Origin of the sequence: Actinomadura geliboluensis, from assembly GCF_005889745.1 — a bacterium.
In the GTDB taxonomy this organism is placed as follows: Bacteria; Actinomycetota; Actinomycetes; order Streptosporangiales; family Streptosporangiaceae; genus Spirillospora; species Spirillospora geliboluensis.
On the sequence record NZ_VCKZ01000006.1, the window covers coordinates 30,536 to 53,684 of the forward strand.

Genomic DNA, 23,149 nt, shown 5'->3' on the forward strand with positions numbered 1-23,149 from the left:
TGTTAACTCTACGTGGTGACATGGCAAGCGAGAAGGAGGTGAAGTCAACCTCACGGTTTGGTTGAGAGCCTCCGCATCGCACCAGCACCAGGGCCTTCCGGGCTCTTATACCCTTAGCCACTGCTACAACGGGTGGTGCGCACCCAGAGCATCGTGGAACGGAGCGTGGTGGAGGGCGATGGCGGTTCAGCTGCTACGTGACCTGATCGACATTCCCGAGCGGGTCCTCGCAGGGGACTTCGTCCTGATGCTGTCCAAGGGCGTCGAGGCCGACTCGACCGTCCGGGACTATGTGGTCACCGACCAGCTGAAGGGGTGCTTCGACGAGGCACTCGGGATCATCCAGTCGACGGTGGAGGGACGGCAGTCCAGGGCCGTGTACCTGGACGGATCGTTCGGCTCCGGTAAGAGCCACTTCATGGCGGTGCTTCACGCCATCCTGCGCGGTGAGTCCGAGGCGCTCCAGAAAAAGGGGCTCAAGGACGTCGTCAGTGAGCACCGCGACTGGCTGAAGGGACGCAAGTTCCTCCTTGTCCCCTTCCACATGATCGAGGCCGTATCGCTGGAGTCTGCGGTTCTCGGCGGATATGTCCGGCACGTGCAGGAAGCGCGTCCCGACGCGCCGCTGCCCGCCGTCTACCGGGACGAAGGCATCCTCGCCGACGCCCGGGAACTGCGGCAGACCCTCGGCGACGACGCGTTCATCGCCGGGATGTCCGCCGGTACCGAAGAGGAACAGGAGTGGGACGCGGTCGGCTGGACGAGCGCCACGCTCGACTCCGCCCTCGCCGCGCCACCCGGTGACCCCGAGCGCAGGCGCCTCGTCGGCGACCTCCTCCGCACGCACTTCAAGCGATACGCGCAGGCGGTCAGCGGAACCGACTCCTTCATCGAACTCGACCGCGGTCTCTCCGAGATCAGTCGGCATGCCAAGAACGTCCTCGGCTACGACGCCATCGTCCTGCTGCTGGACGAGCTGGTGCTGTGGCTGTCCGGTTACATCGGCGACATCAGCCGCGTGCAGACCGAGGCGCAGAAGGTTTCCAAGCTGGTGGAGTCGGCCGAACATGACCGACCCGCGCCGATCGTCAGTTTCGTCCCACGGCAGCGGGACCTGCGGGACCTGGTCGGCAGGGACGTCGCCGGCGCCACCACCGCCAGCCTGTTCGACACGCTCAAGTACTGGGACGGCCGGTTCGACACGATCAAGCTGGAGGACCGGAACCTGCCCGCCGTGGTGAAGGCGCGGCTGCTCCGGCCGAAGAGCGTCGAGGCCGAGAAGACCCTCGACACGGCCTTCGAGCGGGTCACCAACGCCCGGTCGGACGTATGGGACGCGCTGCTGGACGCCCAGGGCGGCGCCTCCGACGCGGAGGCGTTCCGCGCCACCTACCCGTTCAGCCCGGCGTTCCTGCACGCGATGGTCGACATCTCGTCGGCACTACAGCGACAGCGCACCGCGTTGAAGCTGATGCAGCAGCTTCTCGTCGACTACCGGGACGTCCTCCCCGTCGGCCAGCTCATGCCGATGGGCGCCATCTACGACGTCCTCGCGCGCGGCGCCGACCGGCCCTTCACCGACAAGCTGCGCGGCGAGTTCGAGCAGGCCAAGAACTTCTACACCGGCCGCCTGCTCCCCTACTTGCTCGACAAGCACGGCCTGACTCCGGAACAGGTCGCGAAGCTGCCGTCCCGGCACGCGTTCCGGGCGGACGACCTGGTGGTCAAGACGCTGCTCCTCGCCGCGCTGGTGCCGAACGTGCCCGCGCTGCGCGCCCTCACGGCGGGACGGCTCGCCGCGCTCAACCACGGCTCGATCGTGACGATGCTCCCCGGCCAGGACCGGGTCATGGTCGCGAAGACGCTGCGGGACCTGGCCGGGGAGTTCGGCGAATTCCAGGTCTCGGGCGGCGACGACCCGATGGTCGAGGTTTCGCTGATCCGGGTGGACACGGCGGGCATCCTGCGGCAGGTCGCCAACGTCGACGACGACGCGGCGAAGCGGCGGCTCGTCAAGGCGATGCTCTGGAAGGAGTTCGAGGCGCAGGACAAGGGCGAGTTCGTCACCACCCGGCCGATCATCTGGAAGGGCACGGAACGGATCGTCGAACTGGTCTTCGGCAACGTCCGGGACCGCGAACGCCTTCCCGACCCACAGTTCGAGCCGGAGATGCCCGACGCACTGCGCGTCATCGTCGACTACCCGTTCGACGAGGGCGACAAGGGGCCCGCCGAGGACCGGCGGCGCCTGCGGGAGCTCCAGGAGAAGCCCGATCCGCCGCTGACGCTGGCGTGGGTGCCGTCCTTCCTCTCGCGTGCGCGGCTGATGGAACTGGGCGACCTGATTCGCATCAACTACCTGCTGGAACGCACCGACCGGCTGGACGAGCTGACCGCCACGCTCACCGCGAACGACCGCGAACACGCCCGGACCCAGTTGCGGAACCGGCAGGCCGCTCTGCGCGACAAGCTCCTGGCCGCGCTCAGGCGCGCCTACGGCCTCGCCAGCCCTGAAGAGGCCGACCTCGGCGCCCGCTCCGAAGACCCCGTCATCGCCCTCGACTCCCGCCTCGAGCTGCGGACCCCGGCCGGCGTCGCCTTCGGGGACGCCCTCCAGCGCATCTGCGGCCAGCTTCTCGACCACGCCTACCCGAAGCACCCCGACTTCGACCCCACCGGACGTCGGCAGGTGATCCGCCGAAGCGAGATCACGACCGTGCTGCGGACCGTGGAGGAGGCGGTGCAGAACCGCGTCGGGCGGCTGGAGGTCCCGCGGACCGACGTGCCCGTGCTCAAGCGCATCGCCCACCCGGCGCAGATCGCCACGGTCAGCGAGGTCTTCGTCCTGCGCGACGACTGGAAGATGCTGCTGGGGCGGAAGGCCGCGCAGAGCGGCCGTCCCGTGCACGAGGTCCGGGTCCGGGACGTGCGCGGCTGGATCCTGGACGAGCAACCCGGCCTTCCGCCGCTCATCGTCGACCTGATCATCGCCTGCTACGCGCTCCAGGACAATCGCTCCTGGTTCCGGGGCGACCAGCAGATCCCCCCGCAGGAACCCGGCGAGATCCAGTCCGACATGGTGCTGCGGCGCCAGGAACTGCCGAGCGAGGAGGAGTTCCGGCGGGCCGGGGAACGGGCCGACGCGATCTTCAATGTGGCGCGGCAGCCGGTGAACACGGCGCGGGCGGTCCAGTCCATCGCGCAGGCCGTTCGCAGGCAGGCCGGCGACCTGCTGAACGACTGTGAGACCCTCGTCACGATCGTCACCGGCCATCGTGACACGCTCGGGCTGGACGACGACTCACCCCGATTCGCGACGACGAAGGCGACCACCCGGCTGCTCGACCAGCTCGCGGCGGAGTCCGATCCGACGAAGCTGCTCAAGAAGCTCGCCGCGGCCGACCTCAGCGCGGATGGCGAGGTCTACCGCGCCGTCCTGACGAGCGCGCGAGACCTCGTCGGCACACTTCCCGGGCTCCAGTGGCGCATCCTCGACCAGCTCCCCGCCCTGGCGGCGAGAACCGGGCCGAAGCAGGAGCGCGCGGCCGCGCTGCTGGAGCGCCTCCGGAACGCGGCCCGGCACGACGAGTACACCGTCCCCCTCAAGGACCGGCTCCGCGAGATCGAGAGCCTCGCCGTCGACCTCATCGTCGACGACCCTGACCCGGGTCCGCCTCCGCCTCCGCCTCCACCACCTCCACCGGCCGGGGCGAAGACCATGCGCGTGCCCGCGAGCAAGGTCGCGCACGTCGCCGAGGAGATGTGCGTGGACGCCGCCGCGAACCCCGGCGCCATCTACGAGATCACGTGGCGGATCGTGGACGCATGACCGAGCAGACCGTCGTGCGCGGCACCGTGCCCGAGGCGAACCCGAACGTCGTAGAGGGCGCGTTCCGGCACGCGCTTCGCAAAGCCGCCGCGCACCGTGACAAGTTCGGGCCGTCCACCGGGCTTGAGCGCGTGCTGCTGCTGCGTGCCGCACCCGAATGGCGGCACCCGTCCCGGACCTTGACCGTGGCGATCGACGGTGACACGAGGGTCACGGCGATCGTCCGGGTCTGCCCGACCGTCCTGTCCGTCCTTGAGGCGCTGGAAGAACCTCGGGACGAGGACGCGTACCTGGTCGTCCTCACTCCGTGGACGGAGGAGGAACTCGGCGACTCCGTGCTGGCGCAGGCGCTCGGCAACGAAGTCCGCACGATCAACCGATGGGACCTGGTGGCCGAGGCGTTCGGCGCGCGGCGTCTCGACCCGCGGCTCAGCTCCCAGGGCTATCGCTGGGTCGCCGAAGCGCTGATCGACGCGCAGCCGGGATCCGGATGGAAGCATGTCAACACGCCGGTCCTCCAACTGGAAACGGTCCTGCGGCGGCTGGCCGCGGCCCGCTTCGGCAAGGGCGAGGACGAGCGGCTCGACGCGTCGGCGCTGCTGGAGTGGAGTCGCGACGATCTCCGGGTCGGCAGGTTCGCGGAGCTGACCGCCGAGGAGCGCGGCGGGCTGGCGAGCTGGCTCGAAACGTCGATCGGTCCGGTCGCCCGGGTGGTGTTCCGGCTCCTGTCGGGCGGCCAGGTACGGGACTCCGTCCCCTTCGGCATCGCGGCGTCGGAGCTGTACGCGGCACGGCGCGGGAAGAGCGTCGAGGAGGCGCGCATCCGGGCCGAGGAGCGCTTCTTCGGGGGGACGGCACCGGACGAATCCTCCTTGCGGGCATTCGCCGAGGCCGCCGAATCGCTCGTGCTGCGGTGGAACGACACCGGCCACGCCACCGAGGCCGGCCTGGCGTGCTCGCGCGCCGAGCAGATCCTCGCCGAGTTGCGCGCGGGTGACCTGGCCGGCACGAGCAAGGTCCTGGACGCGGGCCTGGACGCGCGGCTCCTCACGCTCGCCGACACGATCGCGTCCGTCCTTCCGGCACCGCGCCACACCGACCTCGCCGAGGTCGAGTCCGCCCTGGAGGTGCTGAGCGAGCACCGCCGGCCCGGCGGCCGGGCCGCGGAGGTGGAGGCGGCCCACTGCGCCGTCCGGCTCGTCCGCTGGCTCGCGAGCCCCGAGGTCCCGCCGACCACGGTCGCCGAGGGGGTCGCCCGGCAGGTCCGCTCGTGGGGATGGGTGGACCGGGCCGCGGCGGTGCTGTTCAACGCCGGCACCGCACGTGTCCCGCGAGCCGAGGCCGCCTATGCCGAGGTGTTCCGCGCGGTCCGGCACCGCAGGGCGGAACTGGACCGGGCCTTCGCGGAACGGCTGGCCGCCTGGAGCGCCGCGTCCGCCGACCCCGATCGCCTCCTGCTCGCCGAAACCCTCCTGAGCGAGATCGCGCGTCCGGTCGCCGACCGTGCCGCGCCTCTGATCATCGTGATCGACGGCATGAGCGCCGCGAACGCGTCCGCACTCGCCGAGGAGATCAACGCGACCCGCACATGGCGCGAGGTCGGGCGGGAACCCGATGGCCGCGAAGGGGCCCTGGCCGCCATCCCGTCCACGACCGTGTTCTCGCGAGCCAGCCTGCTGTGCGGCGACCTCACGTCCGGCGGGCAGTCCCGGGAGCGGCGCGGCTTCACAGCGCTGTGGCGCGGCAGGGGCGCCGAACTGTTCCACAAGGCCGGTCTGGGCACCGGGCCGGGCGCCCAGTTGTCGGACGACGTACGAGCAGCCATCGGACGGAGCGGAACCGTCGTCGGAGTCGTCCTGAACAGCATCGACGAGGCCCTTTCCGACAATTTCCGGGTGAACGCGGGGGCCTGGCGCGTTGACCAGATCGACTACCTTCCCCAGTTGCTCGCGGAGGCCGCGGCGGCGCGGCGGCCGATCGTGCTCATCTCCGACCACGGCCACGTGCTGGAGCACGGTGACGGTGTCCGACCCGTGACCGCCGAGTCCGCTCGTCACCGCACCGGCCCGCCGGGAGACGGCGAGATCGCGATCCGCGGGCGGAGGGTGCTCACGACCGGGGGCGAGGTGACCGTGCCGTGGGACGAGCGGATCCGCTATCTCGCCCGGCGCGCCGGTTACCATGGCGGCGCGTCCCCGGCCGAGATGGTGATCCCGGTGCTGGTGTTCGTCCCCTCGGGCGTGTCCGCCCCGAAGGGCTGGTTCGAGTACGAGACGGCTTCGCTGCACGAGCCGGCCTGGTGGAACCCCCTGCCCGCACCCGCGCCTCCGCCCGCGGCCACGGCTCGCGCGAGCAGGAGGCCCGACCAGGACGAGGGCGCGTTGTTCAGCGTCACAGAGGCTGCCGCGGCCGCGGCCGGTCTCGGTGCACAGGTCGTCGCTTCCGCGCTGTTCGCCGCGCAGCGCCAGTTCGTCCGGAAGGCACCGCCGGACGAGGAGGTCGCCGCCCTCATCGACGGGCTCGCCGAGGCCGGCGGCAAGCTGCCGACGGGTGCGGCCGCCGCGCTCGTCGGGCAACCGGCGTTCCGGATGGCCGGCTACCTGTCCGCGGTCGGGCGCCTCCTCAACGTCGACGGCTACCCGGTGATCGGCGAGACCGACGGGGGACGCATGGTGGAACTGGACGTCCGGCTGCTGTCCCTGCAGTTCCTGGAGGATTGATGGCCGTCGCCGGGGTGAGCACGGCGCGGCGCCGTGAGGTGATCGCCGCCTTGCGGCGCGGTACGGTCCCGCACTCGGGGCTGGACCTGTTCGCCGTCGGGCTGGAGCGGTTCGAGAACGCGCTCGACGAGGAACTCGCCTCCGTCGCCGCTACAGGGTCGGTCTTCAAGGCGGTACGCGGCGAGTACGGGTCCGGGAAGACGTTCTTCGCCCGGTGGCTCGCCGAACGCGCCAAACGGCGCGGGTTCGCCGTCGCCGAGATCCAGGTGTCGGAGACCGAGACGCCCCTGCACCGACTGGAGACCGTGTACCGGCGGCTGGTGGAACGGCTCGCCACGTCCTCACACCGCCCCAGTGCCCTGCGCGACGTCATCGACGGCTGGTTCTACGCACTTGAGGAGGACGTCCTCGCAGGGGGCGCTGTGGCCTCCGACCCGGACGGGATGCCTGAGGCCGTCGAACTCCAGAAAGGCGTGGACGAACTCCTCGAACGGCGGCTCGCGTCCGTTGCCCGCACTACACCTGCCTTCGCGGCGGCACTGCGCGCCTACCGGAGGGCCACGCTCGCAGGAGATACCGGTACCGCCGAAGGGCTGATCGCTTGGATCGGCGGACAGCCCAACGTCGCCGCCGCGGCCAAACGGGCCGCCGGCGTCAAGGGCGATCTCGATCATTTCGGCGCACTCGGGTTCCTGCAAGGGCTGCTGACCGTCCTGCGCGACTCCGGTCATCCCGGACTTCTCCTCGTGCTCGACGAGATCGAGACGCTACAGCGGGTACGCAGCGACGTCCGCGAGAAGGGCCTCAACGCGCTCCGGCAGCTGCTCGACGAGATGGACGGCGGCCGCTTCCCCGGGCTCTACCTCATGATCACCGGCACTCCGGCGTTCTACGACGGCCATCAGGGCGTCCAGCGGCTCCCGCCCCTCGCCCAGCGGCTCGCCACCGACTTCGGAGACCCGCGCTTCGACAATCCGCGTGCGGTGCAGATCCGGCTCGCGGGATTCGACCTGGACAAGCTCGTCCTGCTCGGCACGCGCATCCGTGATCTTTACGCGATGGACGCGAGCCCGCGCGTCGCGTCGGTGGCCGACGACGCCTACATCGGCGATCTGGCGAAGGCCGTGACGGGGGAGCTGGGCGGGCAGGCCGGCATCGCGCCACGTATCTTCCTGCGGAAGCTCGTCGAGCAGGTCCTCGACCGGGTGGATCAGTTCGAAGATTTCGACCCCCGCAGCCACTACTCGCTCACGCTGTCCTCCGCGGAGCTGTCGGATGTGGAACGCAACGCATGGCGACAACGCGCCGCGGACGCCGACGAAGTCGAACTCGACCTGCCATGAGCCTCGGTGCCCTTCACCCCTCGCTCGCGCACCACATCGCCAACAGCCTCGGGTGGGCGACACTACGCCCGCTTCAGCGTGAGGCGGTCGGGCCGCTCCTTGCCGGTGAGGACGCACTCCTTCTCGCCCCGACCGCAGGCGGCAAGACGGAGGCGTCCCTTTTCCCGCTGCTCACCCGCATGGCCGCTGAGTCCTGGGGCGCGCCGTCGCTGCTGTATCTGGCGCCCCTCAAAGCCCTCCTCAACAATCTCCGGCCGCGGTTGGAGACCTACACGGGCTGGCTCGGGATGCGAGCCGCCGTATGGCACGGCGACGTCACGAGCGGAGCACGGGCCCGCCTGCTGCGCGAACCGCCCGAACTGCTGCTCACCACTCCGGAGTCGCTCGAATCGATGCTGGTGAGCGCGAAGGTCGATCACCGCCGGTGGTTTTCGGGGTTGCGGGCCGTCGTGGTGGACGAGGTGCATGCGTTCGCCGGCGACGACCGCGGCTGGCACCTGCTGGCCATCCTGGAGCGGCTGGGACGCCTCACCGAACGTCCGTTCCAGCGCGTCGGGCTCTCGGCCACGGTGGGCAACCCCGAAGCCCTGCTGCGCTGGTTCCAAGGCTCCTCCGCGGCCTCCGGCCGGGTCATCGCCCCGGGAGTCGACATCCCGGGCGTGTCCACGGCGTACCCCGTTCTGACGACCCCACCACCGGCCGCACCTCCCGGCGACGTCCAACTCGACCACGTCGGTTCCGTCTCCAACGCCGCCAAGGTCATCGCCGCCCTGCATCCCGGTGAGAAACGCCTTGTCTTCTGCGATTCCAAACGGCTGGTCGAGGAGCTCGGCGCCGAGCTTCGCGCTCGCGGTGTCACCACCTTCCTCTCGCACGCGTCCCTCTCCAGGGACGAGCGGCGGCGCGCCGAACACGCATTCGCCGAGTCCCGCGACTGCGTGATCGTGTCGACGAGCACCCTGGAACTGGGCATAGACGTCGGCGACCTCGACCGAGTCATACAGATCAACGCGCCTCGCTCGGTCGCCTCATTCCTCCAGCGGTACGGCAGAGCCGGGCGGCGCGCGGGTACGGTGCGCAACTGCCTTTTCCTTGCCCTCAACGAACCTGGATTCCTGCAGGCAGCCGGTGTGCTCCTCCTGTGGAGCCACGGTTGGGTGGAGCCTGTCGTTCCCCCGCCGGAGCCACGGCACATCCTTGCTCAGCAAGTACTCGCCCTCTGCCTTCAGGAGCACCAGGTCGGCTCGCAGATGTGGGGTGACTGGCTCGGTCCGATGGGTGAGGGTGTGAGCCCGATCGTGCGGCACCTGGCCGAGCAGGGCTTCCTCGAATCCGACGGCGGCATGCTGTTCATCGGCCCCGAAGCGGAAAAGACGTTCGGCCACCGCCACTTCATGGAACTGACCAGCGCGTTCACCGCAATGCCGGAGTTCACGGTGTTCGCCGGCCGCGACGAGATCGGCCGCACGGATCCCGCGCTGCTCACCGAGCGCGTCGACGGGCCCCGCCTCCTCCTGCTGGCCGGACGGAGCTGGCGCGTCACCTGGATCGACTGGCGGCGCCGCCGCTGCTTCGTCGAACCCGCCGACGCGGGTGGCAAGGCACGGTGGATGGCTCCCGCCATGGATGGCGCCTCATACGCCTTGTCGCGTGCCATCCGAGCCGTGCTCCTCCACAGCACCCCACCGGTCCGCCTCACGCGGCGCGCGGAGCATCTGCTCGCCGCGATCCGGGATTCGGCGATCGAGACCGTCCATCCCGGAGGGACGGTCATCACACGGTCGGGAGAGGATGTGCGCTGGTGGACCTGGGCGGGCCACCGGACGAACGCGACATTGAAAACGACGCTGAGCGAGGTCACCGACCCGGAGCAGCGTGTCGAGGATTTCTACATCAGGCTGCGCACCGATGTCACCACCGCCAGGTGGAAGGAGGCATGCAGTGAAGGGCGTGCGCATCTGTGCCTCCCGTCACCGGACGCCAGGGCCCTACACGGCCTCAAATTCAACGAGGCACTCCCCCGACGACTCGCTGAAGCCACTCTCTCGGCAAGGTTGGCCGATCTCCCGGGGGCCGAGATCGTGTTGAGCGAACCCTGCCGTTTCAACATGTAATGCACTTTCGCAGGTGGTGCGCGTCGGGAGCTGTGCCACAAGCGGTGACTTTCACGGATCGCCGGCGCCTGGGTGGGCGTCCAGGTGGCGGGTGGAGAGGGCGCCGGCCTGGAAGCGGGTGCGGGCGCCGAGGCGGTCGCAGAGTTCGCGGACGCGGCGCTGGACGGTGCGGGTGCTGATGGACAGGCGGCGCGCGATGGCCTCGTCGGTGAGGCCCGCGGCGAGGAGGGTGAGGACGGCGTCGTCCGGGGCGTCGCCGCCGGGCAGCGGGAGGGCGGTGCGCCACAGGGCCTCGAAGAGGGAGACGAGCGCGTCCAGCAGGGCCGAGGGGTGGACGACGAGGGAGCTGTCGACGCTGCTCGCGTGCTCGGAGGTCAGCGGGAGCATCGCGGTGCGGCCGTCGGCGATGGCGAGCTTGATGGGGACGGCGCCGAGCCGGGCCTCCTCGCCGGACGCGGCGGCGCGGCGGATCTCCTCCAGGGCGTGCGGCTGGTCGAGCGCCTCGGCGCCGTAGATGCCGCGCACCCGGATGCCGCGGCGCATCGTGCGCTCCTGCTCGGCGCCGGAGAGCGCGGCATCCGTGGCGAACGGCGGCTGGACGAGGACGCGCAGCTCCTCCCGGGCGCCGCGCAGGAGCTGCAGGTAGCGGCGCGCCACGGCGGTGCGCCCGCTGACGACCTCGACGAGCTCCTCGGGGTGCGGGGCGGCCTCGGCCAGCAGCGGGCCGATCGCGGCGCGGCTGCGCGCGATCTCCTCCTGGCGGCTCGCGACGAGGGCCTCGACCGCGACGTGCGGCGGGGTGGCGAGCAGGCGCAGCGGGCGTCCGGCGAGCCGGGTCACGAGGCCGAGCTCCTCCAGGCGGGGCAGGAGGCGGCGCAGGGCGGCGACCGACGTGCCGTGCCGCGCGGCGACGTCGGCGAGGGTGGACGGTCCCTCCCGCAGCAGGGCGCGGTAGGCCGACTCCTCGGCGGCGGCCACGCCGAGCCCCTCCAGCAGCGGCGAATCGGACACGTCCTAAATGTAGGGGTTCCCTGGCCGTTTGGCGGGTTCCCGCCATGGCGGAAGCCGCCACGGCCGTCCCTGGATCGCCGCCGGGCGGCGGCCCGACAATCAAGATCCACTTCTTGGGGAGGGATGGCCATGTGGCTGAAGACCGCGGCGGCCCTGGCGCTCGGCGCCCTCGGGCTCGCGGCGCCCGCGGCGGCGGAGACCGGGCCGCCGGCCGCGCTGCGCGCCGACGCCGGTGCCTATGACGTCACGCTGCCCACCGGCGACGCGGTGCGCGTCGCGGGCGGCGCCGCGATGGTGGCGCCCGCACCGGGACGCGCCCCCGCGTTCTCGGTCCGGCACAGCGGCGGGGACCTGTACGTCGTCCCGGACGACCGGCTCACCGACGATCCGGAGCGGTACAACGTGACGGCGCTGCACGAGCGCCGCGCCTCCGCCCCCGCGGCGTCGGCGGCGCCGGCGGAGGACCTGGTCACCGTGCGGGTGCGGAGCATCGCGCGGGACGGGCGGCCGGGGCCCGGCACCGTCGGCTTCGTGAACGTCAAGGACGCGGCGCTCGGCAACGCGCACCGGCCGCTGCCCGGTTCCGCCGACGCCCCGTGCACCGACGAGCGCTGGAACGACTCGAGCTGCATACGGCTGCGGCCGGGGACGTACTCCGTGATGGGCGTCGTCAAGACGATGCCGTCGTGGGCGCCCGCCACCGGCACCGGGAAGCCGCTCAACTACAGCCTCGTCGGGGACCCGGAGATCGAGATCACCGGGGACACCGAGATCGTCCTCGACGCGCGCAAGGCCGAGGAGGTGACGGTCCGGACGCCCGACCACGCGACCGCCCCGAACCTCGGAGCGATCAGCCACCTGATGTGGACCCGCGGCCCCGCGAACGGCTCGGCGGTGGACGAGGGCGTCTACATGAACGCCGGCGCGACGCTGGAGCAGCGGGTGTTCCTGCAGCCGACCCGGAAGGTCCGCACCGGCACGTTCGAGGTCTACACGCGGTGGCGGCTGGAGGCGCCGGACGTCACCATGCGGGCGCGGGGCCGCTCCCTGCACCCCTCGTACTACCCCGCGGGCTACTTCAGCGACACCTCCGACCAGTTCCCCCGCCTGGACGGCACGGTCAGCATGCGGATCGCGGACGGGGACGCCTCCGGCGCCGGTCTGCGCGGCGCCCTCGCCCTCGTCGAGCGCAAGGACGGCGTGCCCGTCGCCGAGCAGGCCAACAGGGCCGCCAAGGCGGGTGCCAGGATGGTCGCCGTCTACAACGACGTGCCCGGGGTGAACGACGACCCCGGCGGCTACGGGGTCCAGTTGCGGGTCCCGACCGTTCGGCTGTCCCGAGAAGAGGGGCTGGCCCTGCTGCGCCAGAAGCACGCCACTGTGACAGCCAAGGGCGTCGCGAACAGCCCGTACCAGTACGACCTGGTTCTCCCGGAGACCGGGCAGATTCCCCGGGACCTCGGCCATGTCGTCCGCACGCGGGACCTCGCGCGCGTCGACGGCGCCTACCACGGCGGCGGCTCCATGACCTTCGCGCGCTACGGCAAGCGCCCCTGGGAAGAGTTCGCGATCGCCTACAGCAACCCGGTAACGGGCACGCCCAGGACGCGCACGGAGTACGTCTCGGCCGACCCGCAGACCCAGTGGTCGGCGATGGCGATCACACCGGAGCAGCCGTACAACAACGCCTTCCCCGGCCCGGAAACGCCGCACCTCGTGCTCGGCGAGACGAAGTGGTCGTCGTACGAGCCGCGCGACCGCGACGCGCACTCCTGGGGCAGGGCCCCGCTCACCGGCGGGGTCAACGCGCTGGACCCGATCGTCCGCGCCGGCGACCAGATCGGCCTGCACGTGGGGATGGTGGACGCCGCGCGCAACTTCTCCGACGCCTATTCCAGTTCATTCGCGAATGGGTTCACCACCGATTTCCGCGTATACCGGAACGGCGAACTCGTCGCCCAGACTGCGTACCGCGCGAACGGCACGCTGACGACGACGCCGGACGACGCCGAATACCGCGTGGAATACGACTTCGCCAACAACGCCCCATGGGCCGCGCTGTCCACGCGTACCGCGACGTCCTGGACGTTCCGTTCCGCGCGCACCTCGGACGTCACCGTCCTTCCGCTTCTCCAGGTGGACTACGACGCCTCTCTTGATGTCCGTAACAGAACACGTTCTAGAACGCTGCGGCTGGCCGTCCGCCACCAGGACGGCTCCACCGCGCGCCTCAAGCGCCTGTCACTGCGGGCGTCCTTCGACGACGGTGCGACGTGGACGGACGTCCCGGTGCGGGACGGTTCCGCGCGGCTGCGCGGCAAGGGAGCGGTCTCCCTCCGGGTCACCGCCGAGGACGCGCGGGGAAGCGCGGTGACCCAGGAGGTCATCCGCGCCTACGAGCTGCACTGACGGCGGACGCGTCCCCGCACTGCGGCCCCGGCGAGGCGCCGGGGCCGCAGTGCGGGGCGGTGCGGTGCGGTGAGGTGCGCGGCCGGTGACGTCGGGCCGGCCGCGCACCACCGGGTCAGGAGGCGGCGAAGTCGTACTTGGCCGACACGGTCGCGGGGTCGGGGCAGAGCCAGCCGCTGGTCTTGCGGACGGTCTGGTTCGCGAACGTGGCGGTCACCGGCAGGTCGGAGCCGGTGAAGGTGCCGGACAGGTTGCCGCCGTAGGTGCAGCCGATGGCGCTCATCGCGAACCCGTTGATGGTCGCGACGCCGCCGTCGAGCTTGCCGCTCCAGGGCAGGTTCTGCGGCGTGACCGTGACGCCGCAGCCGCCCACGGAGGCCGAGGTGATCGACAGCGTGCCGTCGGAGGCGATCGTGCCGGACAGGGTCGAGCTGGTGCAGGTGGCGGAGACCCCTGCGTTGATGGTCATGTTCCCGTTGAGGGTGGCCGTGAAGTCGCCGGCCGTCCAGGCCAGCGCGGGGGTGGCGGTCATGGCGACGGCGACGGCGGCCGCGGCCGTGATCGAGGCGATCGCGGCCGGCTTCGTGATGCGGGACAAGGGAGTCCTCATTTCGAACGGTGGGCGTCGCGCCTGCACCCGGAGATACGGGGTGGGAGGCCCGCCGCCTCGCGCGTCCGCCCCGCCCTGGCCAAGGGGCGTGGCGGCGCCGAACCGGGGGCCGGGAGCCGGGCGCCGTCGCGCTTCCTCGCGCGGGCACCGGCGGCTCCAAGTAGAACGCGTTCTATGCAGAAGATAAGTAAAATTCCCCGGCCGGTCAATGATCGGACGGAGATCTTCTGCTCCTCTTTCTTAGGGCGTCCGCAACTCGGCGTAATGAACGTCCGTTAGCGCCCCCGACCCGGCTCCGCGGAAACGCGCGATCGGCCGCCGCGCGTCAGCCGAAGCGCTCGCGGAGGACGGGCAGCAGGTCCGCCTCCGCCCACGTGCGGAAGTCCTTCTGGCGGTCCGCGCCGGACTGGCAGAACGAGATGTGGGTGAAGCCCGCGTCGGCCCACTGCTGGACGGCCTGGACGTAGTCGCCGACGTCGTCACCGCACGGGACCGACGCCACGACGTCCTCCGGCCGGACCGTCTTCGTCGCCGCCTCGAAGTTCACCGGGCCGGGCAGCTCCGACATCACCTTCCAGGCCGGCGCCGAGAAGCGCCAGATCCGGTGGGCGCGCCGCTCGCACTCGTCGCGGTCCTCGCCGAACGCGACCGGGATCATGCCGTAGACGGGCTTGCCGGCGCCGCCCTGCTCGCCGAAGAGCCGGACGACGTCGCCGACGGGCTGGTCGGACATCAGGATGTCCGCGTGCTCGGCGGCGAGCCGCCCGGCCTGCGGGCCGAACGCCGCCATCCCGATCGGGACGGGCCGGTCCGGCAGGTCGTAGAGCTTCGCCGAGTCCACCCGGTAGTGCTCGCCCCGGTAGTTGACGTAGCCGCCGCCGAACAGCCGCCGGATGATGTCGACGGCCTCGCCGAACATGGCGTGCCGGACGTCCGCCGGCGGCCAGTCCCGCCCGACGACGTGCTCGTTCAGGTTCTCCCCCGCGCCGAGGCCGAGGATGAACCGGCCGTCCGACAGCACGCCCATCGTCGCGGCCTTCTGCGCCACCACGGCGGGGTGGTAGCGCATCGTCGGGCACGTCACCAGCGTGATCAGCGGCACCCGGTGGGTGGCGTGGGCCAGCGCGCCGAGCACCGACCACGCGTAGGCCGAGTGCCCCTGGTCCTCCAGCCACGGGAAGTAGTGATCGGAGATGGTGACGTAGTCGAAGCCGGCCTCCTCGGCCTCCACGCCGTCGCTGATGAGCTGCTTGGGCGGTGTCTGCTCGCAGAGCAGCGAGTATCCGAAGTCCATGCGGCTCGCATACCCGCGTGCACCGGGTGAACCCTCAGTTGCCCAGCAGGTCCATCAGGTCGTCGGCGTGCTCCTCCTCCTCGGCGAGGATGTGCTCCATGATGCGCCGCGTCGTGACGTCGCCGTCCCCGAGCCAGCGGATGATCTCCTGGTAGGACTCGATGACGATCCGCTCGGCGACGAGGTTCTCCTGCAGCATGCCGCGCAGGTCGCCGTCGTTGAAGGTCGTGTAAGTGGTGTGGGAGCGCCGGGCGAGGGTCTCCGGGTCGAAGTCGGGGTCGCCGCCGAGCTGGCTGATGCGCTCCGCGGCGCGCATCGCGTGGTCGCGCTCCTCCTCGGCGTGCTCCTGGAACTCCGCGGCGACCTGCGCCCGGTCGATCCCGGTCGCGCTGATCGCGTGCTGCGCGTAGCGCATCCAGCACACGATCTCGGTGGCGAGGACGTCGTTGAGGACCCCGATGACCTCCTCCGGGCTCCTTCCGTAGCCGGCCGTCACCGGCCCGTCCGCCATCTTCTGCCGGGCGCGGTCCCGGATCGCCGCGACGTCGATGCTGAAGCTGCTGTCGGCCATTCCCCGTCCTCCTCCTGATCACATGCGGGCGTAGCCCGTCCTACCCAGCGGGGCGGCCTCATGCGCCGCCACGCGAAACGACGCGCGGAAGCCGCTGGACACGGCATGGTTGGCCACGGACCGTCACACGTGCTATACGTAGAGCTACCTCGCTGCGACCTGTGGCGAGGAAGGGACATCCGGTATCCACCTTGAGATCCGGGCGTGACAAGGAAGAAAAGGAACCACATGAAGTCCTTCAGCTACACCGAGCTGGACAAGCTGGCCGGCGAGGTTCTGCCCGAGCGGGCCGTGCTGTCCACCCTTCTCGTCGGTGGCGGCGACGACGACAACCACAACTTCAACCTCAACGCCAACCACGGCGGCCACGACGGCGGCGACGGGCACACGGTGACCACCAGCGCCTGCTCCGCCAACTCCAACCAGCCGCAGATGGGCCTCCTCACCCTGTGGCAGACGGCGCCGGCCGCCAACTCGCAGATCTGCACCCCGGCCAACACCGCGCTCAACGGCTGAGCTCAGGTCTGACACCGCGGGTTTCGGCCCGCACCGGAAGGGCTGGCGTTCGCGCGCCAGCCCTTCCCCCTTTTCCCTGCTACGCAACGCTGACAGCGGACTGATCCCGAAAGGGAGCCATGAACCCTCGGAAAATCTCGTACACCGACCTGGACCAGCTCTCCGGCGAGGTCCTGCCGCCCCGGCTCGCGCTGTCCTCCGGTGGCGACACGGTCGTCATGTACGCCTGCCAGGCGACGTACTCGTCGGGCACCACCGGGCTGCTCGGCAGCGGGCTGCTCGCCCAGCCGGCCTACTCCACGATGACCTGCGTTCCGGCCACCGTGGTCGAGCACCACTGATGGGCTCTCCCGCGACCCCGGACGTGGCGGGCGGCGGGCCCCCCGCCGCCCTCACCCTGCCCGCCCTCGTCGACGGCGCCGAGCTGGTCGGCGAGTTCAAGAACTCCGGCTACCGGGAGCCGCCGCAGCTCGTCCGCCTGCCGGACGGCCAGCTCGTCCGGTTGCCGCCGCTGCTGTTCCTCGTCGCCAAGGCGCTGCACGACCACCGCGACCTCGCCGGCACGGACGCCGCGCAGGCGCTCGACCGGGTCGCCGCGGCCGTCACCGAGGAGGCCGGCGCCCAGCTCACCGGCGAGCAGGTCGTCTACCTGGCCGACCGCAAGCTCGCGCCGCTCGGCGTCACCACCTACAGCGACGGCACGGCGCCCGCGCCCGTCAAGGCCGACCCGTGGCTCGCGCTGCGGTGGCGGGTCGCGGTCATGCCCGAGTCGTTCACGTGGTTCGTCGGCGGGCTGTTCGGCTGGCTGTTCCGGCCCGTCGCGATCGCCGTCATGCTCACCGCGTTCGTGGTCAGCGAGGGCTGGCTGCTCACCAGCCACTCGGTGGCCGGCGCCATCACCACGGCGATCATGAACCCGGTGAGCATCCTGCTGATCCTCGGCCTCGGCATCGCGTCCTGCGCGTTCCACGAGGTCGGGCACGCCACCGCCTGCCGGTACGGGGGCGTCCGGCCGGGCGTGATGGGCTGCGGGATCTACCTGGTGTGGCCCGCGTTCTACACCGACATCACCGAGTCGTACCGGCTCGGGCGGGCTGGGCGGCTGCGCGCCGACCTCGCCGGGGTGTACTTCAACGCCATCTTCGTGGTGGGGTTGACGCTGGCGTACCTGCAGACGGGGTTCGAGCCGCTGCTCGTCGCCGTGCTGTACGTCAACTTGGAGATGATGCAGCAGCTCCTGCCGACGCTCCGGTTCGACGGGTACTACATCATGTCCGACCTGGTCGGCATCCCCGACCTGTTCAAGTACATCGGGCCGATCCTGCGCCGGACGCTGCTGCGCCGCCCCGACGCCCGGCTGAACGAGCTCAAGCGCTGGCCGCAGGTCTTCGTCACGTGCTGGGTGCTGATCGTCATACCGGTGCTGGTGTTCCAGATCGGCCTCATCATCAGCCAGGTCCCGGCGCTGATCGGCAAGGACTGGATGATGATGCGGCGGCTCGCCGCCGAGGCGGCGAACGGGGCCGGGGTGCTCCAGCTGATCACCTCCGGGCTGCAGATCATCCTGCTGATCCTGCCGCTGGCCGGCGTCGCGCTGATCCTGTACGGGGTGGGCCGCCGGCTGGTGCGGTGGGCCGTCCGCTACATCCAGGGGCCCCCGCCCCAGCCGATGCCGGACGCCTGAGCCACGCCCGGACGAGCGCCGGACGCCCGCCGCGGGCGTCCGGCGTTCGTGCGTTCGGGGGCGGATCACGGGCGCCCCGGCACGGCGGGATCGCGCGTATCCGGGCCCGGAAAATGCATTTTATACAGTTATTTGGTTGGCGCTTCACAATGGCGGCGCACGGGAACCTACCACGCACAGGGAGAGAAAAGACCGCACCACGGCGCTCCCCTTTCCCGTCAAGGCCGGCCCATCCCGCCGGTGTTTCCGGAAGGCCCCCATTGCTCCGCCGCATCACCCCCGCCGCATGGCCGGCGGCCTTCGCGCTGCTCCTCCCCGCACTTTTCCTGGATCGTTCCACCGCGCTCGCCTCCACCGCACTCGCCTCCACCGCGCCCGCGGGCACCGCCCCCAGCGGCGCGCGGGTCGTCGCCGAGCGGCCCGTCGCGTCCCGCACCGTGGACCTGACCATCGACTCTCCGGCCATGGACGGCCGGCAGCAGGTCCGCCTCCTGCTCCCCCGCGGCTGGTCGCGGGACGCGCACCGCACCTGGCCCACGCTGTGGCTGCTGCACGGCGGCGTCGACGACTACACCGCCTGGACGCGCGACACCGACGTCGCCCGGCTCACCGCCGGGAGCGGCGTCATCGTCGTCATGCCGAACGGCGGCCGCTGCGGGAATTACTCCGACTGGTGGAATTACGGGCGCGGCGGGTCCCCGCGCTGGGAGACGTTCCACCTGACCGAACTCCGGCGCGTCCTCGAACGCGATTACCGCGCCGGGACCGGCCGCGTGGTCGCGGGCAATTCCATGGGCGGCCTCGGCGCCATGCTGTACGCGGCCCGCCACCCCGGCATGTTCCGGGCCGCCGCGTCCTTCAGCGGGTACGTGGACACCCTCCACGGCCACGAGCCGGGCGACGACTCGACCGGCTGGGGGCCGTCGTTCGCCTGCCCCGGCACCGACTGGCGGCGCGTCTGGGGCGACCCGGACGACCAGGCCGCGATCTGGCGCGCGCACAACCCGACGGACATCGCCGGGCGGCTGCGCGGCGTCCGGCTGTGGGTGGCGAGCGGCAACGGCAGGGCCGGGTCGCTCGGCGGGCTGCCGTTCACCGATCCGGTGGAGGCCGCCGCCTACGGCAACGCGCGGGCGTTCACGGCCCGGCTGCGCGAACTCGGCGTCCCGGTGACCGCCCGGTTCTTCGACGGGCAGCACGACTGGCCCTACTGGCAGCGCGACCTGCACGAGGCGTACCCGATGCTGATGGCCGCCCTCGGGTCCGGCTAGCTCAGGTCTGCCGGATCGCCTCCAGCGCGTCCTGCCGGCCGCCCCAGCCGTACCATTCGAGGAGCAGGACGGTGGCGTCGTCGTCCAGCCGTCCCGCGTGGTGCGTCAGGATGCTGTGGATCAGGCGCCGCAGCGTCTCGGGCGCCGCCAGCCCGTCGGCCTCCCGCTTGATCACGAAGTCGACGAAGCGGACCAGCCCGAACTCCCGCTTGCCCGGGTCGCGGGCCTCCACGATGCCGTCGGTGTAGAGCAGGATGCGGTCGCCCGGTTCGAGCTGCTCGGAGCACCGCGCGGGCTCGACGCCGAGGCCGGTGCCGAGCGGCGTGCCGGGGCGGCATTCGAGCGAGGTCACCCAGCGCCCCTTGCGGATGATGACCGGCGGAGGATGGCCGTAGGACGCCCAGGAGAACACGCCGGACCGCAGGTCGAGCTCAGCCAGCACGGCGGTCACGAAGCGTCCGCTGCTGTCCTGCTCGGCCAGCACCTCCTCGATCCCCCGCCCGACCCCGATGAGGTCGGCGCCCTGGAGCCGGTGCTTGCGGAACGCGGCGACGGCGAGGCTGGACGTCAGCCCGGCCGTGGTGTCGTGCCCCATGGCGTCGAAGACCCCGAAGTGCACGGTCTCGCCCGCCAGCGCGTAGTCGAAGGTGTCGCCGCCGAGGTTGTAGGCGGGCTCCAGCGCCGCGCTGATCACCACCTGGTCGTTGGCGAACGTCAGCGGCGGCAGCAGCCGCCACTGCATCTCCGCCGACACCGTCATCGGGCGCGTGCGCACCAGCCGGGAGAACGAGTCGCTGTAGGGGCCCTTGCTGACGATGATCAGCGCGACCATCCCGGCGAGGTACTCGGCGTCGTCGCGGGCCTGCGGATCGTCCCGGCGGATGGTGGTCCGGACCACCCCGAGGCGCTCGGAGCCGTCGAGGACCGGCAGCCAGTACTGGCAGGTCCCGTCGCCGAAGGTCTGCCCGACCACCGGCGCCATGGTCTGGAACGCCCGGCCCGCGACGGTGCCCGCGATCTTCAGTTCCGGGATCTCGTCGCCGGGGTCGCGGCCGGCGTCCGGGCCCTTGCCTGTCAGCAGCCGCAGGACGTTCTGCTGGAGGTCGGAGACATAGATCAGCACGTCGTGCAGGCCCACGCCGGCAGCGTGCCGGGCGGCCGCGCCTGGCAGCTGCTCCATGGACATCAGGTGGCTCTCCGCCACCAGCTCCCTCAGCATCGGCTCACCGTCCTCCGGGGCCCCCTCGTCCGTGCGGTTCCGGGGTACCTACCCGCCCTCGGCCGCACCATGAGAGCCCTCCCCGCCGGGGCGCCGGTCCGAGGCGGGCCAGACGTAGGGCAGGTCGTCCGGCACCCCGGGGAACGCCGGCCCGTAGAAGGCGGGGTCCTTGCGGACGAGCGCCGAGCGGTGGCTCAGATGGAACGCGGGGTCGCCCAGCCAGGGCGGCAGCTCCCCCGCGGCGGCGAGCCGCCGCTGGGCGCGCGGCTCCCGCACGCCCCGCGCGCCGGCGAGGTCGGCCGCCAGCGTCGCGGCGCAGGTGTCGGCGTGGCCGAGGTCGCACCACCGGGCGCACATCTCCAGGCCGTACCGGACGAGCGCCTCCTCGTAGCCCGTCCACATCAGCGCGGCCGGGTGGTGCCGCCAGCCGTAGCCGGGCACCGTGAGCGCGCGCAGCACCTGGATCGTCTCGACGCGCTGCTTGCCGAGCCGCCGCCGGTCCAGCACCCGGGCCGTGGCGGCGAAGTCCGCGTACGGCAGAAAGGTCTGCACGACCGCCCCCTGTCACTCCCCCGTGCCCCGGTCCTACCCGCCGCGAGGCGCCGGCGTGCACGGCGGGTGAGATGGGACACACCCGCCGCCGCGGCGGCGCGCGCGCCGGAACGTTCGAAGGCACAGGTCACGGGCCGGGCTTATCGATTTCTGACAAACGGGCCCGGAAAGGCGGGCCATGAATTCCCGGAAGGACTGTGCTAAAACCCGTCATGGGTTCGGCGACGCGGAAGGAACGTCATGGGCGCGGCGGAGTCTCTCGCACAGGTGGCCGACACGGAACGCTATCCGCTGGCCGAGCCGGACGGCGCCGGCTGGGCCGCCGCCGTTTCCCGCACCCGCGCCGAACTGGCGAAAAGCGGGTGCTGCGTGCTGCCCGACTTCATTCGCCCCGCATTGCGGGAGGCACTGCGCACGGAATGCGCGAAGATCGCGCCGTCCGCGCATTATGACGTCGAAACGGTGAACGCCTACAACATCGACATCGGCGCCCCTTTGCCGGACGATCATCCGGGCCGCATCACCGTCGAGCGGGGCAACGCGTTCGTCGCGCGCGACCGCGTCCCGGCGGACGCGCTCATCCACCGGTTCTACACGAACGGGCTGTTCCAGCGGTTCGTGGCGAGCTGCTTCGGGCTGCCGCGGGTGCACGAGCTGGCCGACCCGCTGTCCGGGCTGGTCCTCAACGTGGTCGGCCCCGGGATGGAGCACCCCTGGCACTTCGACACCAACGAGTTCACCGTCAGCCTGCTCACGCAGGAACCCGAGGACGGGGGCGTCTTCGAGTACTGCCCGAACATCCGGACGGCGGAGCGGGAGAACTTCGCCGACGTCCGGGACGTGCTGACCGGCCGCGGCGACCGCCTGGTCCGCCGGCTGGCGCTGCGCCCCGGCGACCTGCAGCTGTTCAAGGGCCGGTACTCGCTGCACCGGGTGAGCACGGTCCGGGGGGACACGGCGCGGCACACGGCGATCTTCGCCTACAGCGAGCGCCCGGGGGTCATCGGCAGCGTCGCGCGCACGAGGCAGCTCTTCGGCCGCGTCCTGCCCGAGCACCTGGCGGCGGAGGGGCGCGCCGTCCGGGTGGACCAGCTGCTCGACTAGGAGGCCCGCCGTTGCGCGTCGACACGACCGGCAAGATCTCGCTCGACCACATCTACACGCGGCCCGATCCCCGCGCCTATTTCAGCACGCTCCGCGATCTCGACTACAACATCCCGGAACTGGCCAAACCGCATTTCGAGCGGCTCATCGCCGAATACCGGGAGGCGCGCGGCGTTCCGGTCCCGACCGTCCTGGACATCGGCTGCTCCTACGGAATCAACGCGGCCCTGGTGAAACACGGCGCGACCATGGCCGAGCTGTACGATCGCTATAGCGGCCGCGACGCCCACCGGTGGACGCGCGCCGCGCTGCTGGCCCGCGACCGGGAGCTGGTCGATTCCGGTGCACCACCGAAACGCGTCCGGTTCCTCGGTCTCGACGCCTCCGACGGCGCCCTCGGCTACGCGCTGGACGCCGGCTTCCTGGACGGCGCCGTCCACGCCGACCTGGAGGACGGCGAGCCGACCGGCGAGCAGCGGGCCCGGCTCGCGGCGGCCGACCTGGTCATCTCCACCGGCTGCCTCGGCTACGTCACCGAGCGCACCATCGCGCGGATCGTCGCCGCCGCCGGGGAGCGCGCCGGCGGGCGGCTGCCGTGGATGGCGCATTTCGTCCTGCGCATGTTCCCGTTCGACCCGATCGCCGACACCCTCGCCGCCGCCGGGTACGAGACCGTCCGGCGCGACGGCCTGTTCCGGCAGCGGCGGTTCGCGACGCGCGAGGAGCAGGCGTCCGTCCTGGAGCGGCTCGCCGAGGTCGGCGTCGACCCGGGCGGGCTGGAGACCGACGGCTGGTTCTACGCGCAGCTCTACATCTCCAAGCCGCGCGGCTGAGGCATCGGGCCGCGGCTCCGGTAAACACGGCAACTCCGGTACACACGGCCACTCCGGTACACACGGCAA

Annotated in this window: 17 protein-coding genes; 11 read left to right on the forward strand and 6 right to left on the reverse strand. The window is 71.4% G+C overall.

The window, feature by feature from the left end; translation table 11 throughout:
* Positions 1-178: 178 nt before the first annotated feature.
* The 4 genes from ETD96_RS02105 to ETD96_RS02120 are packed head-to-tail and all read left to right on the forward strand — an operon-like array spanning position 179 to position 10,006.
* Entirely contained in the window at positions 179-3,829 is a 3,651-nt protein-coding gene (locus ETD96_RS02105) for a BREX-2 system ATPase PglY family protein (RefSeq protein ID WP_138633114.1), read from the forward strand.
* On the forward strand, positions 3,826-6,549 hold the full coding sequence (gene pglZ, locus ETD96_RS02110) for a BREX-2 system phosphatase PglZ (RefSeq protein ID WP_138633117.1): 2,724 nt from the start codon (positions 3,826-3,828) through the stop codon (positions 6,547-6,549). Before ETD96_RS02105 ends, pglZ begins: the two co-directional genes overlap by 4 nt.
* Positions 6,549-7,892, forward strand: a complete 1,344-nt coding sequence (brxD, locus tag ETD96_RS02115) for a BREX system ATP-binding protein BrxD (RefSeq protein ID WP_138633120.1) — start codon at positions 6,549-6,551, stop codon at positions 7,890-7,892. Before pglZ ends, brxD begins: the two co-directional genes overlap by 1 nt.
* On the forward strand, positions 7,889-10,006 hold the full coding sequence (locus ETD96_RS02120; protein ID WP_205719061.1) for a DEAD/DEAH box helicase: 2,118 nt from the start codon (positions 7,889-7,891) through the stop codon (positions 10,004-10,006). Before brxD ends, ETD96_RS02120 begins: the two co-directional genes overlap by 4 nt.
* A 51-nt stretch (positions 10,007-10,057) precedes the next feature.
* On the opposite strand, the gene ETD96_RS02125 is transcribed toward ETD96_RS02120, so the two are convergent.
* Entirely contained in the window at positions 10,058-11,017 is a 960-nt protein-coding gene (locus ETD96_RS02125) for a helix-turn-helix transcriptional regulator (protein WP_171068812.1), read from the reverse strand.
* Between the two features lie 129 nt (positions 11,018-11,146).
* Here ETD96_RS02125 and ETD96_RS02130 point away from each other — a divergent pair, with 129 nt between their 5' ends.
* On the forward strand, positions 11,147-13,426 hold the full coding sequence (locus ETD96_RS02130) for a PA domain-containing protein (protein ID WP_171068813.1): 2,280 nt from the start codon (positions 11,147-11,149) through the stop codon (positions 13,424-13,426).
* Between the two features lie 115 nt (positions 13,427-13,541).
* Here the strand turns inward: ETD96_RS02130 and ETD96_RS02135 are convergent, their stop codons facing one another.
* The 3 genes from ETD96_RS02135 to ETD96_RS02145 all read right to left on the reverse strand — a co-directional run bounded on the left by ETD96_RS02135 (position 13,542) and on the right by ETD96_RS02145 (position 15,901).
* The gene (locus ETD96_RS02135; protein ID WP_138633128.1) at positions 13,542-14,024 is read right to left on the reverse strand and encodes a hypothetical protein; all 483 of its coding nucleotides are present in this window, start codon (positions 14,022-14,024) and stop codon (positions 13,542-13,544) included.
* A 337-nt stretch (positions 14,025-14,361) separates the two neighbouring features.
* A complete protein-coding gene (locus ETD96_RS02140; protein WP_138633131.1) occupies positions 14,362-15,330 on the reverse strand; it encodes a TIGR03557 family F420-dependent LLM class oxidoreductase in 969 nt (322 codons plus the stop codon).
* 34 nt (positions 15,331-15,364) lie between these two features.
* On the reverse strand, positions 15,365-15,901 hold the full coding sequence (locus ETD96_RS02145) for a ferritin-like domain-containing protein (protein ID WP_138633134.1): 537 nt from the start codon (positions 15,899-15,901) through the stop codon (positions 15,365-15,367).
* A 228-nt stretch (positions 15,902-16,129) separates the two neighbouring features.
* On the opposite strand from ETD96_RS02145, the gene ETD96_RS02150 reads away from it, so the two are divergent.
* The 4 genes from ETD96_RS02150 (at position 16,130) to ETD96_RS02165 (ending at position 19,372) form a co-directional block, all read left to right on the forward strand.
* Positions 16,130-16,417, forward strand: a complete 288-nt coding sequence (locus ETD96_RS02150) for a hypothetical protein (protein ID WP_138633137.1) — start codon at positions 16,130-16,132, stop codon at positions 16,415-16,417.
* Positions 16,418-16,536: 119 nt separating this feature from the next.
* A complete protein-coding gene (locus ETD96_RS02155) occupies positions 16,537-16,758 on the forward strand; it encodes a hypothetical protein (protein WP_138633140.1) in 222 nt (73 codons plus the stop codon).
* Positions 16,758-18,101: a hypothetical protein gene (locus tag ETD96_RS02160; RefSeq protein ID WP_138633143.1), complete on the forward strand. Its 1,344-nt coding sequence runs from the start codon at positions 16,758-16,760 to the stop codon at positions 18,099-18,101. Before ETD96_RS02155 ends, ETD96_RS02160 begins: the two co-directional genes overlap by 1 nt.
* Positions 18,102-18,361: 260 nt before the next feature.
* A complete protein-coding gene (locus ETD96_RS02165) occupies positions 18,362-19,372 on the forward strand; it encodes an alpha/beta hydrolase (protein WP_240807120.1) in 1,011 nt (336 codons plus the stop codon).
* Position 19,373: 1 nt separating this feature from the next.
* On the opposite strand, the gene ETD96_RS02170 is transcribed toward ETD96_RS02165, so the two are convergent.
* The gene (locus ETD96_RS02170; RefSeq protein ID WP_138633146.1) at positions 19,374-20,591 is read right to left on the reverse strand and encodes a PP2C family protein-serine/threonine phosphatase; all 1,218 of its coding nucleotides are present in this window, start codon (positions 20,589-20,591) and stop codon (positions 19,374-19,376) included.
* Between the two features lie 48 nt (positions 20,592-20,639).
* Positions 20,640-21,143, reverse strand: coding sequence for an MSMEG_6728 family protein (locus ETD96_RS02175; protein ID WP_138633149.1), 504 nt, complete (start codon positions 21,141-21,143; stop codon positions 20,640-20,642).
* A gap of 267 nt (positions 21,144-21,410) precedes the next feature.
* On the opposite strand from ETD96_RS02175, the gene ETD96_RS02180 reads away from it, so the two are divergent.
* Together ETD96_RS02180 and ETD96_RS02185 are read left to right on the forward strand one after the other, a co-directional pair.
* Positions 21,411-22,247, forward strand: coding sequence for a HalD/BesD family halogenase (locus ETD96_RS02180; RefSeq protein WP_240807122.1), 837 nt, complete (start codon positions 21,411-21,413; stop codon positions 22,245-22,247).
* 11 nt (positions 22,248-22,258) lie between these two features.
* Positions 22,259-23,080 carry a class I SAM-dependent methyltransferase gene (locus ETD96_RS02185; RefSeq protein WP_205719063.1) on the forward strand — a complete coding sequence of 274 codons (822 nt, stop codon included), beginning with the start codon at positions 22,259-22,261 and terminating at the stop codon, positions 23,078-23,080.
* The last annotated feature ends 69 nt before the right edge of the window (positions 23,081-23,149 follow it).

Excerpts from the sequence above, each read along its gene's own strand:
- ETD96_RS02160 (WP_138633143.1), top strand. The coding sequence starts at position 16,758 with ATGGGCTCTCCCGCGACCCCGGACGTGGCGGGCGGCGGGCCCCCCGCC.
- ETD96_RS02120 (WP_205719061.1), top strand. The coding sequence starts at position 7,889 with ATGAGCCTCGGTGCCCTTCACCCCTCGCTCGCGCACCACATCGCCAAC.
- brxD (WP_138633120.1), top strand. The coding sequence starts at position 6,549 with ATGGCCGTCGCCGGGGTGAGCACGGCGCGGCGCCGTGAGGTGATCGCC.
- ETD96_RS02150 (WP_138633137.1), top strand. The coding sequence starts at position 16,130 with ATGAAGTCCTTCAGCTACACCGAGCTGGACAAGCTGGCCGGCGAGGTT.
- ETD96_RS02155 (WP_138633140.1), top strand. The coding sequence starts at position 16,537 with ATGAACCCTCGGAAAATCTCGTACACCGACCTGGACCAGCTCTCCGGC.
- ETD96_RS02140 (WP_138633131.1), bottom strand. The coding sequence starts at position 15,330 with ATGGACTTCGGATACTCGCTGCTCTGCGAGCAGACACCGCCCAAGCAG.
- ETD96_RS02145 (WP_138633134.1), bottom strand. The coding sequence starts at position 15,901 with ATGGCCGACAGCAGCTTCAGCATCGACGTCGCGGCGATCCGGGACCGC.
- pglZ (WP_138633117.1), top strand. The coding sequence starts at position 3,826 with ATGACCGAGCAGACCGTCGTGCGCGGCACCGTGCCCGAGGCGAACCCG.
- ETD96_RS02105 (WP_138633114.1), top strand. The coding sequence starts at position 179 with ATGGCGGTTCAGCTGCTACGTGACCTGATCGACATTCCCGAGCGGGTC.
- ETD96_RS02170 (WP_138633146.1), bottom strand. The coding sequence starts at position 20,591 with ATGCTGAGGGAGCTGGTGGCGGAGAGCCACCTGATGTCCATGGAGCAG.
- ETD96_RS02130 (WP_171068813.1), top strand. The coding sequence starts at position 11,147 with ATGTGGCTGAAGACCGCGGCGGCCCTGGCGCTCGGCGCCCTCGGGCTC.